At 62.4% G+C, this 19,713-nt stretch carries 13 protein-coding genes; 3 read left to right on the forward strand and 10 right to left on the reverse strand.

Translation table 11 applies throughout. The features are described 5' to 3' along the window. Nucleotides 1-46: 46 nt before the first annotated feature. From IPI01_12905 to IPI01_12935, 7 genes are all read right to left on the reverse strand, one after another. On the reverse strand, nt 47-1,582 hold the full coding sequence (locus IPI01_12905) for a 2-isopropylmalate synthase (GenBank protein ID MBK7258673.1): 1,536 nt from the start codon (nt 1,580-1,582) through the stop codon (nt 47-49). After that, nucleotides 1,579-3,150: a citramalate synthase gene (locus IPI01_12910; protein ID MBK7258674.1), complete on the reverse strand. Its 1,572-nt coding sequence runs from the start codon at nt 3,148-3,150 to the stop codon at nt 1,579-1,581. Before IPI01_12910 ends, IPI01_12905 begins: the two co-directional genes overlap by 4 nt. Nucleotides 3,151-3,289: 139 nt before the next feature. Continuing rightward, complete coding sequence (locus IPI01_12915) at nt 3,290-3,436, reverse strand: hypothetical protein (GenBank protein ID MBK7258675.1); 147 nt, start codon at nt 3,434-3,436, stop codon at nt 3,290-3,292. A gap of 54 nt (nt 3,437-3,490) precedes the next feature. Further along, entirely contained in the window at nt 3,491-4,771 is a 1,281-nt protein-coding gene (locus tag IPI01_12920; protein MBK7258676.1) for a TRAP transporter large permease subunit, read from the reverse strand. A gap of 2 nt (nt 4,772-4,773) precedes the next feature. Continuing rightward, complete coding sequence (locus IPI01_12925) at nt 4,774-5,277, reverse strand: TRAP transporter small permease (GenBank protein MBK7258677.1); 504 nt, start codon at nt 5,275-5,277, stop codon at nt 4,774-4,776. Next, nucleotides 5,277-6,296, reverse strand: a complete 1,020-nt coding sequence (dctP, locus tag IPI01_12930) for a TRAP transporter substrate-binding protein DctP (protein MBK7258678.1) — start codon at nt 6,294-6,296, stop codon at nt 5,277-5,279. Before dctP ends, IPI01_12925 begins: the two co-directional genes overlap by 1 nt. Nucleotides 6,297-6,313: 17 nt before the next feature. Then, nucleotides 6,314-7,174: a hypothetical protein gene (locus IPI01_12935; protein MBK7258679.1), complete on the reverse strand. Its 861-nt coding sequence runs from the start codon at nt 7,172-7,174 to the stop codon at nt 6,314-6,316. Between the two features lie 114 nt (nt 7,175-7,288). On the opposite strand from IPI01_12935, the gene IPI01_12940 reads away from it, so the two are divergent. The 3 genes from IPI01_12940 to IPI01_12950 are packed head-to-tail and all read left to right on the forward strand — an operon-like array spanning nt 7,289 to nt 9,709. Continuing rightward, a complete protein-coding gene (locus IPI01_12940) occupies nt 7,289-7,960 on the forward strand; it encodes a response regulator transcription factor (protein MBK7258680.1) in 672 nt (223 codons plus the stop codon). 4 nt (nt 7,961-7,964) lie between these two features. Next, complete coding sequence (locus IPI01_12945) at nt 7,965-9,437, forward strand: HAMP domain-containing protein (GenBank protein MBK7258681.1); 1,473 nt, start codon at nt 7,965-7,967, stop codon at nt 9,435-9,437. A gap of 11 nt (nt 9,438-9,448) precedes the next feature. After that, nucleotides 9,449-9,709, forward strand: coding sequence for a hypothetical protein (locus tag IPI01_12950; protein ID MBK7258682.1), 261 nt, complete (start codon nt 9,449-9,451; stop codon nt 9,707-9,709). Here the strand turns inward: IPI01_12950 and IPI01_12955 are convergent. The 3 genes from IPI01_12955 to IPI01_12965 are packed head-to-tail and all read right to left on the reverse strand — an operon-like array spanning nt 9,706 to nt 19,711. Next, nucleotides 9,706-12,921 carry a PD40 domain-containing protein gene (locus tag IPI01_12955; GenBank protein ID MBK7258683.1) on the reverse strand — a complete coding sequence of 1,072 codons (3,216 nt, stop codon included), beginning with the start codon at nt 12,919-12,921 and terminating at the stop codon, nt 9,706-9,708. The two genes, IPI01_12950 and IPI01_12955, sit on opposite strands and share 4 nt — an antisense overlap. A gap of 47 nt (nt 12,922-12,968) precedes the next feature. Continuing rightward, nucleotides 12,969-15,137: a ribonuclease R gene (gene rnr, locus IPI01_12960; GenBank protein MBK7258684.1), complete on the reverse strand. Its 2,169-nt coding sequence runs from the start codon at nt 15,135-15,137 to the stop codon at nt 12,969-12,971. Nucleotides 15,138-15,163: 26 nt separating this feature from the next. After that, nucleotides 15,164-19,711: a translocation/assembly module TamB domain-containing protein gene (locus tag IPI01_12965; GenBank protein ID MBK7258685.1), complete on the reverse strand. Its 4,548-nt coding sequence runs from the start codon at nt 19,709-19,711 to the stop codon at nt 15,164-15,166. Between the last annotated feature and the right edge of the window lie 2 nt (nt 19,712-19,713).

The raw sequence follows: 19,713 nt of genomic DNA on the forward strand, positions 1-19,713 counted from the left end.
TTGAGCTCTCTGTAGACTCTGTGACTTCCTTCCTTCCTCCTCCGCTTCAACTCTTCGTACGCCGCGCCCTCAACGCCCTGTTCAACGTCTCCAGATACCCCCTCGCTGAACTCTCGATGACATCGGTGCTCACGCCCCGGCCATGGAACTCGTCGCCGTCGATGCGCACACGCACGAACACCTCCACAAGCGCGTCGCCACCACCACTCACCGCTTTCGTCAGATATTCGGTCAACTCCCCGCTGATCCCCGTCGCCTTCCCGATCGCACGATAGGCAGCATCCACCGGGCCGTCGCCTGTCGCGGTTTCCCGGAACCGCTCACTCCCCCGACGGATCTCCACCGTGGCCTCGGGGCGCAACCGTGTGCCGCTGTGCACCTGCAGCATCTCCAGGTGGAACTGGTTCTCCGTGTCATCCCCGCCGCCGCCAAACAGCGCGAACAGGTCCTCGTCCAGCACTTCGTGCTTCTGCTCCGCAAGCTGCTTGAAGAGCGGGAACACGCGCGCAAGATCGTCCGCGGTGAGCGTGCAACCCAGCTCCGCATAGCGTGCCTGCAACGCAGCAGCATCGCTCTCCGTGCCAAGCACCGTATGCTCTTCTATCATGCCCACGAGTCCGGGGGTGAGGCGGCGCGTCGAGCCATGCGCCGCGCTCCCCGTCTGGCCGGACGCATGGAACACGCCGGCCCCGACGATCGGCTTCATGCGCGGCACGGGCATGCCGGTCATGCGCCCCACCAGGCGACTGGCGGCAGCGAGTTCTTCCGTATGGAGATCGGTGGTGCATCCCCAGTACCCCGGATTGACCCAGGCTGCAAGGGCGACCTCTTCGAGCGGCGCGATCCCTGCCCGTTCCCCGACCCCATGCATGCTGCAGACGATCTCGCGTGCGCCCGAACGGACCGCACTGAGGCTGTTCGCCACCGCAAGGCCGAGGTCGTTGCGACAGAGGGCTCCAAGGACGACATCCTCGGCACCGGAGAGCCGTTCACGCACGGCACGGAACATGGCCCCGAAGTTCTCGGGCAGCGCATACCCCTCGCCGTCGGCAAGCACGATGGTCGTGGCACCGGCACCGACGGCACGATAGACGTACTGCAGCAGTTCCTCCGGAGAGAATGATGTCGCCTGCGTGAAGTGGACCGACACATCGGCACAGTGGTCGGTGGCAGCACTGACGCCTTCCTGCACGCTGGCGAGCGCCCGGTCCTTCTCCTCCTGCGGGAGTCCTCCGCACGCATCCACGATCACACAGAGCCGCGGCATGCGCGCGCCCTGCAACGCCTCCCACGCACGGTCGACGTGCGCCCGGATGGGCCGGCAGCGCGCACTCACACCGCACTGCCCGATCGTCCCCGCGATAAGGCGGACCGCCTCAAAATCTTCCCCCGATGCCATGGGCTCACCCGCATCGATGGTGCTCACACACAGCCGTTCGATCTGCCGCGCGATGCGCAGCTTCTCCTCCGGGTTCATCGCACACCCCGGCACCTTCTCACCCTCCCCGATCGTCGCGTCGTGGATCTTCAATGTATCATTCATGGAGAGCCCCCGCGCATGCACCCCGCCGGCGGTGGTCATTGGCCTTCCGCCTTCGGCGCGACCACAAGCAGCCCGTATTCCACGCTGTCCACGAGCGCACGCCAGCTCGCTTCGATGATGTTCGCGCTCGCCCCCACGGTGCTCCAGCGGTTCACGCCGTCCTGCATGTCGATGAGCACGCGCGTGATCGCTTCGGTGCCGTTGTGGCTGTCCAGGATACGTACCTTGTAGTCCGCGAGGTGGAACCGCTCGATCGCCGGATAGTGCGGCGCCAGGGCCTTGCGCAACGCACGGTCGAGGGCGTTCACCGGCCCGTTCCCCTCCGCGGCTGTATGCGCGAGCTCGCCCTTGACGCGGATCTTCACCGTCGCCTCGGCGAACGTTCCGCGCCCTTCACGGTGCTCGACGTTCGCGACATGGTCCACAAGTTCAAAGAGCGGGACATATGCGGGGTTCTGGCGCTTCAGCATCATCGCCACGGACGCTTCGGCGGATTCGAACGAGAAGCCGCGCGATTCGAGTTCCTTGATCTCGGACAGCACGTTGGAGATCGCCGCTTCCTTGTGCCCTTCCAGTCCGTGCTCCTCGGCCTTCGCCACCACGTTGCCGCGGCCGGAGAGCTCGGAGACGACGATGCGCATCTGGTTCCCCACCACCTCGGGGTCGCAATGCTGGTACGACTTCGTCGTGCGGCGCATCGCCGCAACATGGATACCGCCTTTATGGGCGAAGGCGGATTTCCCGACGAACGGCAGATGCTCGTCCGGCGCGAGGTTCGCGATCTCCGCCACGAAGTGCGAGATGTCCGTGAGCTGCGCGAGCTTTCCTTCGGGTAGGCACCGCTCGCCCAGCTTGAGTTCGAGGTCTGCCATCACGGAGACGAGGTTCGCGTTGCCGCACCGTTCGCCATACCCGTTGATCGTTCCCTGCACCTGCGTTGCACCGGCGCGCACCGCGGCGAGCGAGTTGCTCACGGCACATTCACCGTCGTTGTGGCAATGGATGCCCAGCTCGCCGCTCACCTGCGCACGCACGGTGCGGACCACGGCCTCGATGTCCCACGGCAGGCTGCCGCCGTTGGTGTCGCACAGGATCACCACCTCCGCGCCGCCCGCGAACGCCGCCTTCACCGTGCGGAGGGCATAGTCCGCGTCTTCCTTGTAGCCGTCGAAGAAATGTTCCGCGTCGTAGAAGACCCGCCGTCCCCGGGAAGCAAGATACGCGACGCTCTGTTCGATGATACGCAGGTTCTCTTCCGGTTCGGTGCGGAGCACTTCGCGCACATGGAGCATGGAGGTCTTGCCCACTACAGTGCAGACCGGCGTTCCGGCGTCGAGGAGTGCGATCACGTTCGGGTCCGTGGCGGGGTCGCCGCCCACACGGCAGGTGGAGCCGAACGATGCGATGGCGGCATGTTTCCACTTCATCGTGGCTGCACGCTGAAAGAATTCCACGTCCTTCGGGTTCGAGCCGGGCCATCCGCCTTCAATGAAGGCCACACCCAGGTCGTCGAGCCGCTGCGCGATGCGGATCTTGTCGTCACAGGACAATGAGATCCCTTCGCGCTGGGTCCCATCCCGAAGCGTGGTATCATAGATGCTGATCATCGCAACTCCTCCATGGTGATGATGCTGCTGTTGTCGTGACAGAACACAACCGCCCGCTGCTCACCAGAGGCGAACCGTGCAGTGACCGTTACAGGAATATCGTGTGGAGGGTGTGCGCTGCCGTCCTCTGGTGCCGCTGTCAGCCGATGCTATGAATCGACGGAGCGCCCAGGGGCAGGGAAAGCGCGGTAATTCGGATATTGATCATGGAACGAACAACGCCGGGGAGGCGCTGGGAGCGCGCCTCCGGCCGCTGGAGCGTGGCGTTATGGACGTTGTTCTTCATGATGATGTCTGAATACAATATACGAGTCTGGCGGGCGATGTCAAGAAGAAAAGATCATCGCACGCCGAGTGCCTGTACCAGGAACAGACTGAGCTCCGGCACGTACGTGATGAGGAGCAGGGCCAGAAGAAGGATGATCGTGAACGGTATCACCGACCGCACCACCGTGAAGACCGGTGTGTGGAACCGGAGGCTCGAAATGAACAGGTTCAGGCCGACCGGCGGCGTCAGGTACCCGATCTCCAGGTTCGCCAGGAAGATGATCCCGAGATGGACCGGATTGATCCCGTACGCGCTGGCGATCGGGACGACCAGCGGCACCACCACGATGATGGCCGAGAAGATATCCATCATCATGCCGACCACGATGAGGAACATATTCAGGACGATAAGGAACAGCACCGGACTGCTGATGAAGGTCTTGGTGTATTCGAAGAGCTGCATCGGCACTTCTTCGTCCACCAGATAATTCGTCAGCCCCATGGCGGTGCCGATGATCATCAGGATCGCGCCGACCAGCAGCATGCTCTCGCGCATGACGCGCGGCACGTCCGAGAAGAGCTTGATGTCTCTGTACACGAACACTTCCACGACAAGCACGTAGAACGCGGTCACGGCAGCGGCTTCCGTGGCCGTGAACAGGCCGGAGTAGATGCCGCCGATGACAAGGACCGGAAGCGGGACCTCCCAGGCGGTGGCCCTCAGCGCAATGAACACCTCGCGCCAGGAGAACGGGGTCCGCGGCACGCGTTGGACGATTCCCTGCCGGATGCTGTAGGCCCCCAGTGCGACCACCAGAATGAGACCCGGAATGATACCGGCCGCGAAGAGCTGATCCACACTGATCTTCGCGATCACGGCATACAGGATCAGCGGGAGGCTCGGCGGGAACAACAGCCCCAGGCTTCCGGAGGTGGTGACGAGTCCGAGCGAGAACCGCTCGCCATACCGCTCATTGGTGAGGATCGGATACAGGAGCCCGCCCAGCGCAACGATGGTCACGCCGGAGGCGCCGGTGAACGCCGTGAACACCGCGCACGTGATGAGCGCAACAACACCGAGTCCGCCGGGGATCCAGCCGAACAGTGCACGGGAGAGATTCACAAGGCGCGTGGGCGCCTTGCTCTCCGCCAGCATATAGCCGGCGAAGGTGAAGAGAGGAATGGCAACGAGCGTGGGGTTGCTGCCGATGCGGTACAATTCCACGATCACCGCGGAAGCATCGATCTCCTGCGCGGTGAAGGCAAGCATCGCCGTTGCACCGATGATGGTGAACAGCGGCGCCCCGAAGAGCGCAAGAATGGCGAAGCCAGCAGCGATCAGCCAGGTACCCATGGTCAGGCACCCCTTTCTGCCGGCGGGTGAACGGTCCACCAACCGTGCTCAACCACCTTCAATGCGAAGTGGAGCATGATCATCACATACCCGGCAGGGATGATGGCCATCGCCGTCCAACCCGGAAGCCCGAGCACGAACTCGCCACCCGCTTCCATCTCCGCCGTCAGGAACGTCCACGATGCCACCGCAAGGTAATAGCAGACGATGGTCCCGAAGAGATGCGTGATCGCCGCCGACGCATGCTTGACGCCTGGAGAGAGGAACTTGGTGAGCGCATCGATGCTGATGTGCCGCCCCTCGAACGCCGCCAGGGCGCCGCCGACGAAACCGGCCCAGAGGACCATATGGCGGACGATCGTATCGCCCCAGACCAATCCGGTGCCGAACACGTTCCGCAATACGACCTGCGCGAAGGCGAGCAGGACCATGGTGCCGAGGAAGATCACCAGCAGGACCGTCTCGGCCTTTGCCAGCCCACGGTCAACGGCGAGGACATATCTCATTACTTTTTACCCCGCTGCGTTGCACGGAAATCGGCGATGGCCTTCTCGACGCGGTTCAGGAAATCCTGGTCGAACAATTTTCCAACGAGCGACTGCCGCGCCTTCTTGCCGGTCGCGGCGAATTCCTTCAACATGTTCGGGTCGGCCACCTCCAGGATGGTGACGCCGTTCTTCCGCATCGTCTGGATCGCGGCGGCATTCTCATCGCGGCTCTTGCGCGTGAGCTCGCCCATGTACTTCCGGCCGTTCCTCAGAAGGATCTCCTGAAGGTCCGGCGGCAGCGTGTCGAACTTCTTCTTGGACACCACGACCGCACCCGAGGCATCCGCCAGCGGCACGTTCAGCATGTACTTCACACGCGTGTTCCATTGCAACGCCACGGCAGCCAGCGGCGCCGTGTACGCACCATTGATCAGTCCGGTCTGCAGCGACGTGAGCACATCGGTCACCGACAGCGGAATGGGGCTGACGCCCAGCGACTGGAACGCGGCCGCGGCGATCGGATCGCCTTCCCATGCCCACATCTTCACGCCGTTCATATCGGCAACGGAGCGGACCGGCTTGTTGGTGAGCACGTACACGAACCCGACCTCGGCCCAGCCCAGGTTCACAAAATCATTCTTCGCGAACTCCGCGTTCAGTTCCTGCTCGAAGGTCTTGAGGAAGAAGTCCACTTCCGCCGGGTTCTCGAACAGGAACGGCGCATCGTGGATGCGCAGCTTCGACGAGATCTCGCCCACCCCCACACCGGTGATGCCGGCGCTGTGGAGCTGGCCGAGACGGATCTTGCGCATGACGTCCTTGTCCTCGCCCTGCACGCCGCCGGCATACAGCTTGAATCCCAGGCGCCCGCCGCTTTCCTTCCGGACCGCGGCATCGTATTCCCGCATGACGTTCAACCACGTCGTGCCGTCCGTGGCCAGCGTGGCGAACTTGATGGTGTACTGCTGTGCGGACACCGGGATGGCAGCAATGATGGCCAGACACACGACGGCCATGATCTTCAGAAAATTCTTCACTCGATCTTCCTTTCTCATCAGAACAGATCAGCACGACGGTCCATCAGGAGCCGTGCCTTCTTCTTGGCAAATGCGTTGGCGAGCCGGAACTCAGGGAGGATATCAATGGAGGTTTGCTCGACCTTCGCCAGGCTCTCGTCGAACAACGTCTCATCGAGAGTCTGGACCGCGACCGAGCGGGCAAGGTACACATACGTCATCAGGAACTTCCCGCCATTGATGCGCAGCGCGGCATCAAAATGCTTCCGGGCGAGGTCCACATTGCCGCCGAGCATCTTCGGACGGCTTCCATACAGCGTGCCGAGGAACACATGCGCACCACCATAATAGTAGGTGCTGTCGTGGCGGACCACGAACTCCATCAGCGCTTCGGCGCGCGGAAGGTCTCCGATGGCGTCAGGGTTGTTCAGACTGAGATAGATGTAGCTCCCCCATCCGAAGGCCGCCCAGAAGGCGCCGGGAACAAGATCCTTGTCCTTCTTCGCGAGGACCGCCCTCAGGTCATCGATCGTCCCGTCCAGCGCCTTCGCCACATCTTTGTCCTGGCGGAGGATGCGGATCCCGTAGTCCCTCCCGCGGAGATAGAACTCACGCGCACGATCCTGCAACGAATCCTCGAGATACCCCAGCGCATAACTGCTGTACCCCTGACTGCACAGGGTGAGCAGGGTCGTGTTGTTGGGGTCGCTCTTCAACATCACTTCGAGCAGCTTGATGTTGCCGGGAAGGGCCTGCCCGGCAAAATCCATGTCCGCATCGGAGGTGATGGCCGAGAACCCGTCATTGACGATGTTCCCGACAGTGGAAACGGCGATGGTCTGCACGCAGCCGGTGAACAGGAGCAGGCCGGAGAGAAGGATGAAAAGGACAGGACGCATATGGGAGCTCAAAGTCATGGGAATACGGAAAATATACGCAGAAGGGCAGAGTATAGCAACATGCCCCAGGGCCCCGACCTTTGCAAATCGCGCAAAAAACCGCTAACTTTTCGCATGCGCATTCTGGTGGTGGAAGATGAGAAGAAAGTGGCGCGATTCATCCAGCAAGGACTGGAAGAAGAGCACTATGCCGTGGATGTGGCCCACGACGGCCTCAACGGACTCGCCATGGCTGAGTCGCAGTCGTATGATGCGATCGTGCTGGACGTGATGCTCCCCGGCAAGGACGGCGTGGAAGTGACGCGCGAGCTGCGCGCGAAACACAAGTCCACCCCCATCCTCATGCTGACCGCCAAGACCTCCACCGAGGACAAGGTTGCCGGGCTCGACAGCGGGGCGGACGACTACCTCACCAAGCCGTTCGCATTCGCCGAACTCCTCGCCCGCCTCCGCTCGCTGCTGCGCCGCGGAACGCAGGAGAAGACCACGGTCCTCGCTCTTGCCGACCTGGTCCTCGACACCGTCTCGCACAAGGCACGCCGCGGCGACCGCAGCATCGAACTCACCGCGAAGGAATATTCCCTGCTCGAGTTCTTCCTCCGCAACAAGGACCGCGTGCTGAGCCGCACGATCATCGCCGAGCATATCTGGGATTACCACTTCGACACCGGCACGAACCTGATCGACGTTTACATCAACCACCTCCGGAACAAGGTGGACACCGGATTCGAAAAGAAGCTCATCCACACCGTCCGCGGTGTGGGGTACGTCATGAAAGAGGACTGAACCGATGGCATTCATCTTCCGTTCGGTCCGCACCCGGCTCACCCTGTGGTACACGCTCCTCCTCCTGTCCACACTCATCGTCTTCGGCGTCCTCGCGTACTACGTGACAGGCGAGACGCTCTCCGAGAATCTTGACCACTCCCTCCGCGCGGAGGCACGGTGGATGCGCGATTTCATCCAGCCCCAGGCGAGCAAGATCAAGCCGGGGAAGCGCTCCATCGACATGATCCTGAACCCGCGGACCCGCAAGCCGGGGCCGATCGCCCCCACGGGCGAGGACAGCCTCGCCGCGGAATCCGACGAGATCTGGAACCAGATCTTCCGGCACAGTCTCCAGAACACGAAGAAGACCTACTTCCAGTTCAGCGATGCCCGCGGAAGGATCCTCCACCGCTCGTACAGCCTCGGCACCGACAGCCTCGCGGTGCCCGATACGCTGCAGCCGAGCAACATCATGCTCACCACCGTGTACCTGAACGGCGAACCGGTGCGGGTGGCGGCAACACGCGACCGGAACTTCACGTACACTGTCGGCTATCCGATCGGTGATCTCCGTGACCTTCTGGACAACCTGTTCTCGATCTTCCTGATCCTGATCCCGGGCGCCGTGGCCATTTCCGTGTTCGGCGGCCTCGCCCTCGCCAAGAAAGCGCTCCAGCCGGTGGACGAGGTCGCCACCGCCGCACGCCGCATCACCGCCGAGAACCTGGACCAGGTCATTCCGATCCGCACCGGCGACGATGAGATCGGGCGCCTGACCGTCACGATCAACGATATGATCGGCCGCCTCCACGGCTCCTTCGCCCAGGTCCGCCAGTTCTCCGCCGACGCTTCCCACGAACTCCGTACGCCGCTCACCGTGGTGCGCGGCGAGATCGAACTCGCCCTGCGCAGCAAGAAGACCCCGGAAGAGTACCGGCGCGTGCTCGAGAGCGCGCTGGAAGAGATCCTCCGACTCACGACGATCATCGACAACCTGCTGACGCTCGCAAAAGCGGAACAGGGGCTGTCTCAACCCAATTTCTCGGAAGTGGACCTGAAGGACCTGGTCGAGGAGCTGTACGAGGACAGCACGATCCTTGCACAGTGGAAGAAGATCACGGTCTCGCTCGAGTCCATTTCATCGATGTCGATCGTGGGCGACCGGGTACGCCTGCACCAGCTCTTCCTGAACCTGATCGACAACGCCATCAAGTACACACCCGAAGGCGGCTCCGTGATCCTTGCGATGGAGCGGAAGAACGGCACGGCGGTGTTCAGCGTGCGCGATACCGGCATCGGCATCCCGCAGGAGGATCTGGGGAAGATCTTCGACAGGTTCTACCGGGTGGACAAAGCCCGTTCCCGCGAGCTCGGCGGCACAGGACTGGGGCTTTCGATCGCGAAGTGGATCGTTGACCTGCACCGGGGAACCATCACCGTGACGAGTGAGACAGGCGTGGGGTCGACGTTCACGGTGAGCCTGCCTTTGGGATGAAGCACAAGTAAATGATCGAAGGGAGACGGGAAGAGGCAAGGGGGAAAAGGGAGAGGAGAAAGGGAGTGGAGGAAAGGTGCAGGAGGAACGGAAGCGGAGGAAGGGGGAAAGGTAGAGGAGGAAAGGGGCAGGAGGAACGGTGTAGGGGACAGGATAGAGGGGACAAGGCAGAAGGGATCAGCGGCAAAAAGAAGGAAGAAGGTAAAAGGAAGAAAATGCCGGAGCGCGTTCCATGCTCTCTTTCTTCCTTCTACCTTCTTCCTTTCGTTTAGAAGTCCAGGCCTAACGAGAAATAATACTTCGGCGGCGAGAACGAGTTGTAGTCCCATGCCCACGCCACATCGAGCCGGAGCAGGAACGCCAGGAAGAAGATCCGCGTACCGGTTCCCATCCCCATCAGAAGGTCCCGCGTCACCGTCGCACCATTCTCGTTCTTCGTGAACGCCACGTAGTTGCGCTCCTTGTTCCACGCACTTCCCATATCGAAGAACATCACGCCGCCCAGGCTCTGAAGCCCGAGCGGGAGCGGACCCGCCTGGAGGAACGCGAACAACGGGTACCGGAGCTCGAAATTGAACAGCGTGTACTTGGAGCCGATCGCCGCATTGTAATTGTGGCCACGCAACGGCAGGCCCGCCTGCAGGAAGATGTAATCCTCCGCATTCTCCAGCGGGATGTAGCCGCCCTCGAACGTGTGGTTGATCCAGTTGTCCACACCGCCAATGATGTACTTCTGCGGATTCTTCCCGAAGCTCCCGCCACCCGCCAGACGGAGCGCGATACTGTAGCCACGCCCCAGACGCAGGTAGGTCCGGTAGTCCCCCGTCACGTTCACGAAACTCAGCCCATTCGCCCCGAGCTTCGGCGTCCCGTACAGGTCGAACCGATAACGCGATCCCGCAACCGGATTCAGCAGCCCCCACAGCGAGGTGTCGTGGGTGTAGCTGATGCTCGGCACGACAACGCTGCGCGACTGTGCCGGGTCCGAGGATACGTCCAGATTCTCACGGGAAATATTGAACCAGCTCAATCCCATCTCCAACCGGCGATACCGGTCGAACGGATACAGCGCCATCACGTTCGCACCGTACGTACGGAAGCGGTACAGGCTCCCGCCGTACACGTCGTTGACGATCACGAAGCGCGCACTGTGGAACCCGCCGAACCCGAAGTCCCAACGGTTCGGCAGATAGTAGTACTGCAGCGCGTAGTCGCTGTTCTTCAGGTCCAGCAACAGGTTCGTCGCAAAAACGATCTGGTGGTCGCCCAGCATGTCGCTGAACGCCATGATCGTGGAGCCCGTCACGCCATAGAACGTGTCGTACCCGGCATTGCCGTACACGATGTCCGGCGAGAAGTTCAACTTGTACTTGTTCACCCGGAACTTCCCGTCCTCCGTCATGTTCCCCGCGATGCGCGGAAGACGGGCCAAGGACGAATCCTTCGGCACCATCTCGGCCCGGGGTTCCGCAAAGACATAGTTCGAGAAGTCCAGCTGGATGTCCTGACCGTACAGGCCGCTCGTGTCCTTCGGGGCCGGCGCAAGCGTGTCCGCGGTCACCGCGGCCACCTGCACTGCGGTCCCGAGAGAGTCCCGCACCGGTGCTCCGGCAGTATCCGGCGCTGCGGTTCCGGGAGGATCCTGCGCCACGGCCTTCGCCGCAACCGCCGTCGTGTCCTTTGCCGGGGCCGGGACATCCCCCACCTTCCGGAACACGGTCGGTTCGACCTGCGCGATCTTGAGGTCACGCTCGAACGGACTCCGCATCACGAAGATGTCGAACCCGGACTGGTTCAGCGACGAGAACGCAAGCTTCGAGCCATCCGCCGACAGCGATAACTGATACACGCCGCTGAGGGAATTGGTCAGCGGCCGGATCACGCCCGATGCGATCGTCAATTCATAGATGTTGTTGATGCCGTTGTGGTCCGAGACGAACAGTACCTTCTTGCCATCCGGCGAAGCGACCGGCGAGGTCTCGCCGCTTTCCATCCAGTCCGTCAGCCGCGTGACGCTCTTCCCCGCCACATCGATCTTGAACAGGTCCAATTGATGGCGCAGCAGCATCACGTACGCGTCCGCTGTGGCACCTTCCGCACTCGCCCGGTCGGAAGAGAAGAAGATCGTGCTGCCATCCGCCGACCAGCAGGGCTGCTCGTCGCTGTACACGTCATTGGTGAGGTTGATGAGTTCGCGCGTGGCCAGGTCGTACGTGTAGATGTCCGATTGCCGTGCGGTGTTCCCGACGAACGCGAGCCTGTCGCCCTTCGGCGACCAGTCCACGGAGAAGATCCCCTCGAGATCGAAGGTCAGCTTCTCCATCTCGCCGCTCTTCACGTCCACCAGCATGATCGCATCGCGCTCACCGGCCTTCGTCGCGATCGCGAGACGCTTCCCATCGGGCGACCACCCGATCCCCGGCGTCAGCAGATGCAACTCCTCGAAGTTGTTCGTCTGCTGTCCGTCAACGATCTTCTCCAGGTCCTTGCCGTCCACGGCGTCCATGACGAACACATCGAAGAAGTCGTTCCGGTTCGAGATGAACGCCACCCGGTCGCCCTGGGGCGAGATCGCCGGACTGGTGTTGTAGAACCCGCCTTCCTTCTTGTGATTGGTCAGCCGGCGCGCATAATCACCCGGATCCTCCCGCCGTGCGATGTCCGGCCAGTAGGTCACCTTCTGGTCCTTCTGCCAGCGCTCGGACAACTCTTCCACCGTGAGGCCGATGGACGAGCGCATGCCCTGCTCCACATTCCGGGCGCTCTTGATCTTGTTCAGCATCTCGCCGATCTTCTGCTCGCCGTACTTGCGGGCGATATAATAGAAGACCGACTGCCCGCCGCGGTAGGCGAAGTATCCGTACAACTGATTGATGGGCGGAAGGTATTCATGCACGGTGGCATCGCGCAGGAACATGTCGGAATCCGTGTCCCACTTGAGCGCCGCGTATTCCGCCAGCCCCTCGCTGAACCACAACGGGAGCTGCAGCGAGATGTTGTTCGAGATGATCGACTGGATGCTGCCGCCGTAGAACATGTCGTTCATCACGGCATGCACGAGTTCATGGTGGATGACGTGGCGGAACTTGCCGTAATCCCCTTCATAGGGGACCACGACACGGTTCTTGAAGAGCTCGGTCACGCCGCCGATCCCTTCTTCCATGTACTCGCTGATGACGTTCGTCTGCTGGAACTCGTTATGCGAGTTATAGATGACGAACGGGACGCGGTTCACGAGCTGATACCGGAAGAGGGTGCTGATCGACGCATAGGCGGATTCCGCCGCCATCGCCGTGAACTGCGCAAGCGCTTCACCATCGCCGGCAAAATAGATATCGAAGTGATCGGACTGAATGAAGGACCAGGTGAAATGCTTGTACTGGACCTTGTTCTTCCCGAAGTTATCGGGTTGCGCCACAGCGGCCGTGCCCAGCACGGCCACCAGGGCCAGCACACCCGCGATTCTCCTCACACGCTGAGTCATCTTCCCACCTTTGGTTGCCTCTTTAATATACAAAACCACCCGCTGTGTCAAAAGTTCCGCCGGGGCTTCGGGACCGGCACGATCGCCAGATTGAGCTCCCGGTGCTCCGGATCCACGCTTACCGTGCGTACCCGGATGTGGTCCCCCAGCCTGTATTGGCGCCCGCGCGACCGCCCCCGGAGGGCATACTGGCGTTCATCGTACATATAATAGTCATCGTCCAGCTCGCGGACGTGCACGAGCCCCTGGATCAGCAGGTCGCGCAATTCCACGAACAGCCCGAATTCCATGACCCCGGTGATCACGCCGTCGAATTCGTCGCCGATATGGCGTTTCATGTACTCGATCTGCATCACCTTCACCGATGCCCGTTCCGCATCCACCGCCACACGCTCCCGCTCCGAGGACTGCCGGGCAATGTCCGGCAGGGTCCCGTGCAGCTCGTTCAGCCGCTCCGCGGACATCTGGCTGGTGTACTCCGCCAGAAGCCGGTGCACGATCAGGTCCGGATACCGGCGGATCGGCGAGGTGAAATGCGTGTAATGCTTGAATGCGAGCCCGAAGTGGCCGATGTTCTTCTCGGAATACACGGCCTTGGCCATGGACCGCAGGGCCACTTCGTTGATGACATCCTCCACCTCGCTCCCCTTCACCTGGTCCAGCAGTTTTTGCAGCTCCCGCGAGCTCACACCGCTCTTCACATCCAGAGAGAAACCGAACTGCTTGACGAATTTCCCGAGGTCCGCCAGCCGTTCGGGGTTCGGCAGATCATGCACACGATAGATGAACGGCGCCGCACCCCCGGGCACTTTCAGGTGCGAGATGTGCGCGGCAACGATCTTGTTCGCGAGCAGCATGCACTCTTCCACGAGGCGATGCGCATCCAGGCGCTCCTTCCGGACGATCTTGTCCGGGAACCCCTGCGCGTCGAATGTGAACTTCGCTTCCGGCGTCTCGAAATCCAGACTCCCGTTCTTGTGCCGGCGCTTGTACAGCGCACGGGCGAGCGTCCGGAGCCGCAACAGTTCCTGAACGAACTCACCCTTTCCCGCTTCCATGATCGCCTGCGCCTCTTCATATGCGAAGCGCCGCTTGCTGTGGATCACCGAACGGGCGAATTCATATTTCTCCACCTTCCCGTCCGCTGTCACATCCATCATCACGCTGTACGTGAGGCGGTCGGTGGCCGGCCGCAGACTGCACAGATCGTTCGACAACCGTTCCGGCAGCATCGGCACCACTTCGTTCACGAGATACACGCTCGTCCCGCGCGTGTACGCTTCGCCGTCGATCACCGACCCTTCGGTCACATAGTGGCTCACGTCGGCGATATGCACGCCGAGACGGAACATGCCGTCCCCGAGGTCCTCGCACGACAACGCGTCGTCGAAGTCCTTGGCGTCGATCGGGTCGATGGTGAAGCACACCGTGTTCCGCAGGTCCAGCCGCCGTGCGATCTCCGCCGCGGGGATGGTGCCGGGCAGTGATGCCGCGGCATGTTCCACATCGTCAGGGAATGACGGCGGAAGGCCGAAACTCCGCGCCACGCTGAGCACTTCAACGCGCACGTCGCCGGAGGGGCCGAGCACTTCGACGATCGTGCCTTCAGGATTGAGATGCTCATCCTCCCAGGGCTCGAGCTCCACCACCACCTTGTCGCCCGGCTTCGCCTTGCGGGCTTCTTCCGCGGTCACGTAGATGTCCCGCGAGATGCGCATATCATCCGGGATCACGAACGCGAAATCCTTCCGCTGCTCCATGCGCCCGGTGATGCGCGTGACGGTCCGCTCCACGACGCGTACGATCTCGCCTTCCGGCCCTTCGTCGCGACGCTGGGTCCGCGGCCGCGCAAAGAGCGAGACCTCCACGAGGTCGCCGGAAAGCGCCGTGTGCTGGAACTTCGGCGCGATGCGGATGTCCTTCTCGACCCCCTCCACGCGCACGAACCCGAGGCCGCGGCGCGTGACCATGAGCCTGCCGGTCAGGACGCGCGGCTGTGCCTGTGCGCTCTTCTTGCGCTGGACCACATAGCCGAACCGGCCGCGGTCATCAGCATCCACAGTCCCCTTCCGTTCGAGGTCATCGATCAGTGTGCGGAGGTCCTGGTATTGTTCCTTGCCATTCACCTTCAATTTCCTTGCGAGGTCCTTGAGGGTGATACGTGTGCGGGGATGACCGGCAAAATGAGCCATCACCTGTTTTTTGAGATCGCGCAATGCGCATCCCTTTCAGAGAATGAATTTCAGAATGAGAATCTATAGAAGAGACGTGCGGAGTTGGTCCGCTTAAGGTCGTTGGCCTGTCCGAAGGTCCCGCGCTCTACCTTGCTCTCGAGCTCCATCATGAGATTCCGGAGCGTGGGAGTGTTGAAGATGCTGCCGAAGGAGTACAGGACGCTGAAGTTGGCGTTCCCCAAAGGATCGTCGAGGATCTGGCCGCCGTACCGCCAGTAGCCGTTCCACGCCTGCCCGCTCAATCGGATGTCCGCGGTCTCGCCGGGACCGCCCCTGGTGTTCCAGTTCAGCTCGACCTGATTGATGATGCCCGTCTGCGCCCGCAGGAACTCGGACAACGTTCCGGTGAGCAGCGACGACGCACCCGTCAGCACGGATTTGGTGAGGGTATTCCCGACCTCCGCGGACATCTCGCCGCGCTCGGCAACGGTCAACGGGAACGACCCATAAATGATGAACCCGATGGCATCGGATTGCACATCGTTGGACTTGAGCCCGCGGTACGACGCATAGTCGACGTCGTCGATGGTCATGTTCATCACCAGGCGCGGCGACTGCCGCGGCCCCCTGATGTCCACGGTCACGACCACACGCTCCTCACGGTTGCCCAGCGTATCGATCACCGCACGCGCGCCCTTGTACGTCGCGCGGATGTCCAGCTCCGGATTCATGAACGGCCCGGTGAAGTTGATGCGCCCTTCCGCATCGAACCTCCGGTAGAAGCTGTAGTACGCACGGGAGATCGCCAGATCGCCCAGCCACCACCGGCCGTCTTCGGTGATCGAGAACCGCCCGTCGATGTTCGCCACGAGCTCTTCGCTCGAGATCGGATTGAAGATCATGCGGATGCCCGTCGTCCCACCGGTCGCATCGATGTCCAGATCGTACCGCAGGCCATCCATGAACGACACCGTCCCCTCGATGTTCTCCGCCGCATGCATCGCCCCCGCAGAGCGGGCGCCCGCAAAGTACCGGTCCGCCGCCGACAGCACGGCCTTCTCCCCGTACTTCGAGGTATCGTCGTAGATGATGATCGGCACGGACAACGCCGACTCTTTCACCACCACCTGCTGCGTGGGCGGGAAGATGAGATTGGAGTTGCGGATCAGCACCCGCCCCTTGATCAGCGACCGGTCGATGTTCCCGGTGAACTTGAGCCCGCCCTGACCGATCTCGACGAACAGGTCACCGTACATTTCCAGCGAGGACTTCCGCGTGGCTTCTTTCACCGCATGCAGGGTTCCGGTCGCGGTAAGATTGAAATCGCCGGGCGTGAAGTTCCGCAGCGCGAAGTCGCCCCCGAGGTGCACGATCCCCTTCTCTCCCTTCCCCTCATCGGCGGCGACGTTCCGCAGGGTCGCCTGCGTGACGGCGATACGCTCACCCGATGCGTGGAACGTTCCATCGAGGATGTAGTACATGTTGTTCGGCTCGAACAGGAACTGGCCTTCCGTGAGCTTCAGATCGCCCGCGTAGCGCGGATGCTCCGCCGTCCCGCCCAGGGTCAGATCGCATTCCAGCATCCCCGAGAGGTCGTTGAAGTTCGGCAACAACGGGTCCAGGATCGCGATGGGCGTCCCCGCCGAGCGAATGGTCAGCCGGAACTGCCGCTGGTCATCCAGCGGCTCGCTGTCGTCCGAGATCAACGGGATCGAACCTTCGGCGATGAGCTCCGGGCCGTCGGGCACCCGGCCGTTCGTCACATCCGCCTTCACCGACAGGTCGAGCACATCGTTGCCATAGCCGATGGTACCGCTCACCTTTCCGAATGAAATGCCGCGCAGCGCGATGCTGTCCGCCTCCACGCGCGCCGAAAAGGTCGGAAGCGCGAGCTTCCCGCCCAGCGTCATGTCTGCATCCATGATCCCGGCGAACGCATGTTCCGTCGAGGGTTGCTCCGACTCCGGCAACACATAATCCAGGTCCCCGAGGTCGAGGTGCGTCCCGCGCGCGCGGGCATCCAGCATGCCGTTCACCCCGATCCGGCCGTCGACCTTTACGAGTGCATTCCCGCGGTGCAGCAACATATCGCCGACGGTGATATGGTCGGTGCCGATCGTCATCCGCGCCCCGGGCTCGGCATCCCACCGGAAATCGCGATGCGCGATGGTGAAACTCGAGACCGTGCAGAGGATCGAGTCGCCCTTCAGCCGCGCTTCACCCGTCGTGTGCGCACGGGAGTCCCGGTTCAGCGCACCGTTGAGCAGATAGCTGAGATGGCGGTTCTTGAGATGGATGTCCACACTGGCGCTGTCCAGCTCCGTGCCGCTGATATCCAGCCGCCGCGCCTCCGATACCACATGGATGTCCGCGTCCGCATAATTGCGGTACGGGCCGATGTCGGCGGCCTGCACGAGCACCGAGCCGCCTTCCACGAGCAGCCCGGAACTGGCATCGCCGTAGTAGAATTCCGTGACGCCGAGACGGGTCGACGTGGTGAGCCCGGTGATGTCCCCCTGCAGCGTCCCTTCGAGATCGGCCATGCCGTCGAAGCTGCGCTCCCCCACCACCCGCGAGACCAGCTGCAGGTCCTTCACATGCAGGTCGTACTTGCAATCCACCGGCTGCCGGTCGGATTCCAGGCGCTTGCGGAGCGCCGTCAACGCAACGGTGTCCACATCGAACTGGAACGTCGAATCGAAGCTGGCGAAGTTCTCCTTCACCGCCTGCGCCGTGTTGTTCACCTGGAACCGGACCAGCTTCGCCAGGTTCGCGATATCGAACCGGCCCGTCACCGATGCATCCAGTGCCGGCGAGGTGATCGTGAAGGTCTTCGCACTGCTGTCGGATTGGTCGAGCACGATGTGCACATCCCCATCCTCCATCGGGTAGTCGCCATACCGCGAATCGGTGACACCGACATGGAAGTCGCCGCCGAGGGTCTCCAGGGTCAGGCCATGCCCGTTCAACTCGAGTGCCATGTTGAGCGAACTCTGATGCCGCGCTTCGCCCGTGAGTTCGGCGAGATCCACACCCGTGGCATCGCCGTTCAGTGCGAAGGTGGGCACCGGCTGCGCCCCTTCATCGAGGACGGCGTTCAGATGATACTCGGCGGCACTGATCCCGAGCTGCAGCACAGCATCCACTTTCCTGTCGCGGGCGCGGACCTGCATATCGGCGTTCCGTACGGCGAAGCCGCGGAACGTGGACGAGTCGAGCTTGGCATGCATGGTCCCCAGGATCCGCCGCAGATCGACGCCAGCGCCCTCGAGTTCGATCGTACCGTTCAGGCGCGATGCCAACCCCGGACGTTCGAGCGCGCGGCCGAGGTCGAATGCCTCCACGGCCACGGTCCCGCGGTACCGCAGTTTACGTGGGCCGCCGATCGTGAGGGCGAAGTCCTCGGTGCGCACCGCACCGGCCTCGGTCTCCAGCGCCAGCTTCGTGCGGAAGTCGAGAGGCGTGCCGCGAAACTCCACCGTGAGGTGCGTCATTCCCAGCGGCCGGAGGTCCGGCAGCGAGAACGACGGCATCAATGCGAGCGGATCCGCCGGGTCGATGACGCTCTCCCGCATGCGCACATCGAGGGCCAGGTGCTCCGGCGTGTGCAGGTTCTTCACCACGCCATCGAGGTGGAGCTCGCTGCGCCCGAACTTCAGGTCGAGCCCCGTTACCGGCAAGGCGCCGAAAAGCCCGGCCGCCCTGAGATGACCGCGGATGGTGCCGTTCAGGAACGCCGTCGGAGGCAGCACCTGCCCGAGCTCGCGGAAGTTCAGCGGCTCGATGCTCAGGTCCACCATGGTGGAGCAGTACTGCATCTCCGCCAGTGCGGCCCCGCCGAGGATGTCCGCTCCTTCCATCAACGCCTGCAGCCGCACATCGGAACTGTCCGTCCTGATCCGCACATCGGATGCACGCGCGCCGCGCGGCGATGCCTGGAACTTGCCGGACAGCTCATGCAGGTGGATCGGCGTGCCACGCACATCGAAGCGGAGGCTCGCAATATCGGCCTTGTGCACTTCCTTCTGCGAGGAGAACGACAGGGCCAGCCAGAAGTTGTCCAGGAATATTTCGTCGTAGTCCACGGCATGGAGGGGGCGGTCGGGATCGACCGCGTGCACCAGTGTCGTCGAATCCACGATCACCACCATGCCGTTCCGGAGCTCGAGACTCTTGACCATGATCGCCCAGTCGAAACGGGACGTGGTGGTATCGTCGTCGGTGGGACGGGCGATGCGGCCGATGTTCCAGCTCCCGTTGTGGGACCGGAGCAGGCGCACCACCGGACGGTCGAGCGCGAGGTGGTGAATGGCAATGGTCTTGCCGGGGATCTCAAAGAGGTCGTACCGCAGATCGAGGTGCGAGGTGCTGACGATCGTATCGCCGTCGAGCGTCATCGACATCCCGTCGATCTGGAATCCGGTGACGAGGTTGCCATGGATCTCGCCGAGCGAGACCTTCGCGATGAGTGCGGAATCGAGTTCAGCGAGGGCAAAGGAACGCAGACGGTCGCGGAACACCTGCGTCTGCGTCAATCCGGCCACCACGAGGAGGAGAAGGACGATCCCCCCCGCCGCATACAGAGCGATGCGCAGTATGCGTTTCAGCGTCTTCATCG

The sequence above is a fragment of the Ignavibacteriota bacterium genome, assembly GCA_016707525.1.
Classification (GTDB): Bacteria; Bacteroidota; Ignavibacteria; order UBA10030; family UBA6906; genus JAGDMK01.

Coding starts and splice junctions, on each gene's coding strand:
- IPI01_12905 (MBK7258673.1), bottom strand. CDS start 1,582: ATGACCACCGCCGGCGGGGTGCATGCGCGGGGGCTCTCCATGAATGAT.
- IPI01_12940 (MBK7258680.1), top strand. CDS start 7,289: ATGCGCATTCTGGTGGTGGAAGATGAGAAGAAAGTGGCGCGATTCATC.
- IPI01_12935 (MBK7258679.1), bottom strand. CDS start 7,174: ATGCGTCCTGTCCTTTTCATCCTTCTCTCCGGCCTGCTCCTGTTCACC.
- IPI01_12910 (MBK7258674.1), bottom strand. CDS start 3,150: ATGATCAGCATCTATGATACCACGCTTCGGGATGGGACCCAGCGCGAA.
- IPI01_12950 (MBK7258682.1), top strand. CDS start 9,449: ATGATCGAAGGGAGACGGGAAGAGGCAAGGGGGAAAAGGGAGAGGAGA.
- IPI01_12925 (MBK7258677.1), bottom strand. CDS start 5,277: ATGAGATATGTCCTCGCCGTTGACCGTGGGCTGGCAAAGGCCGAGACG.
- IPI01_12945 (MBK7258681.1), top strand. CDS start 7,965: ATGGCATTCATCTTCCGTTCGGTCCGCACCCGGCTCACCCTGTGGTAC.
- IPI01_12920 (MBK7258676.1), bottom strand. CDS start 4,771: ATGGGTACCTGGCTGATCGCTGCTGGCTTCGCCATTCTTGCGCTCTTC.
- IPI01_12965 (MBK7258685.1), bottom strand. CDS start 19,711: ATGAAGACGCTGAAACGCATACTGCGCATCGCTCTGTATGCGGCGGGG.
- IPI01_12955 (MBK7258683.1), bottom strand. CDS start 12,921: ATGACTCAGCGTGTGAGGAGAATCGCGGGTGTGCTGGCCCTGGTGGCC.
- IPI01_12915 (MBK7258675.1), bottom strand. CDS start 3,436: ATGAAGAACAACGTCCATAACGCCACGCTCCAGCGGCCGGAGGCGCGC.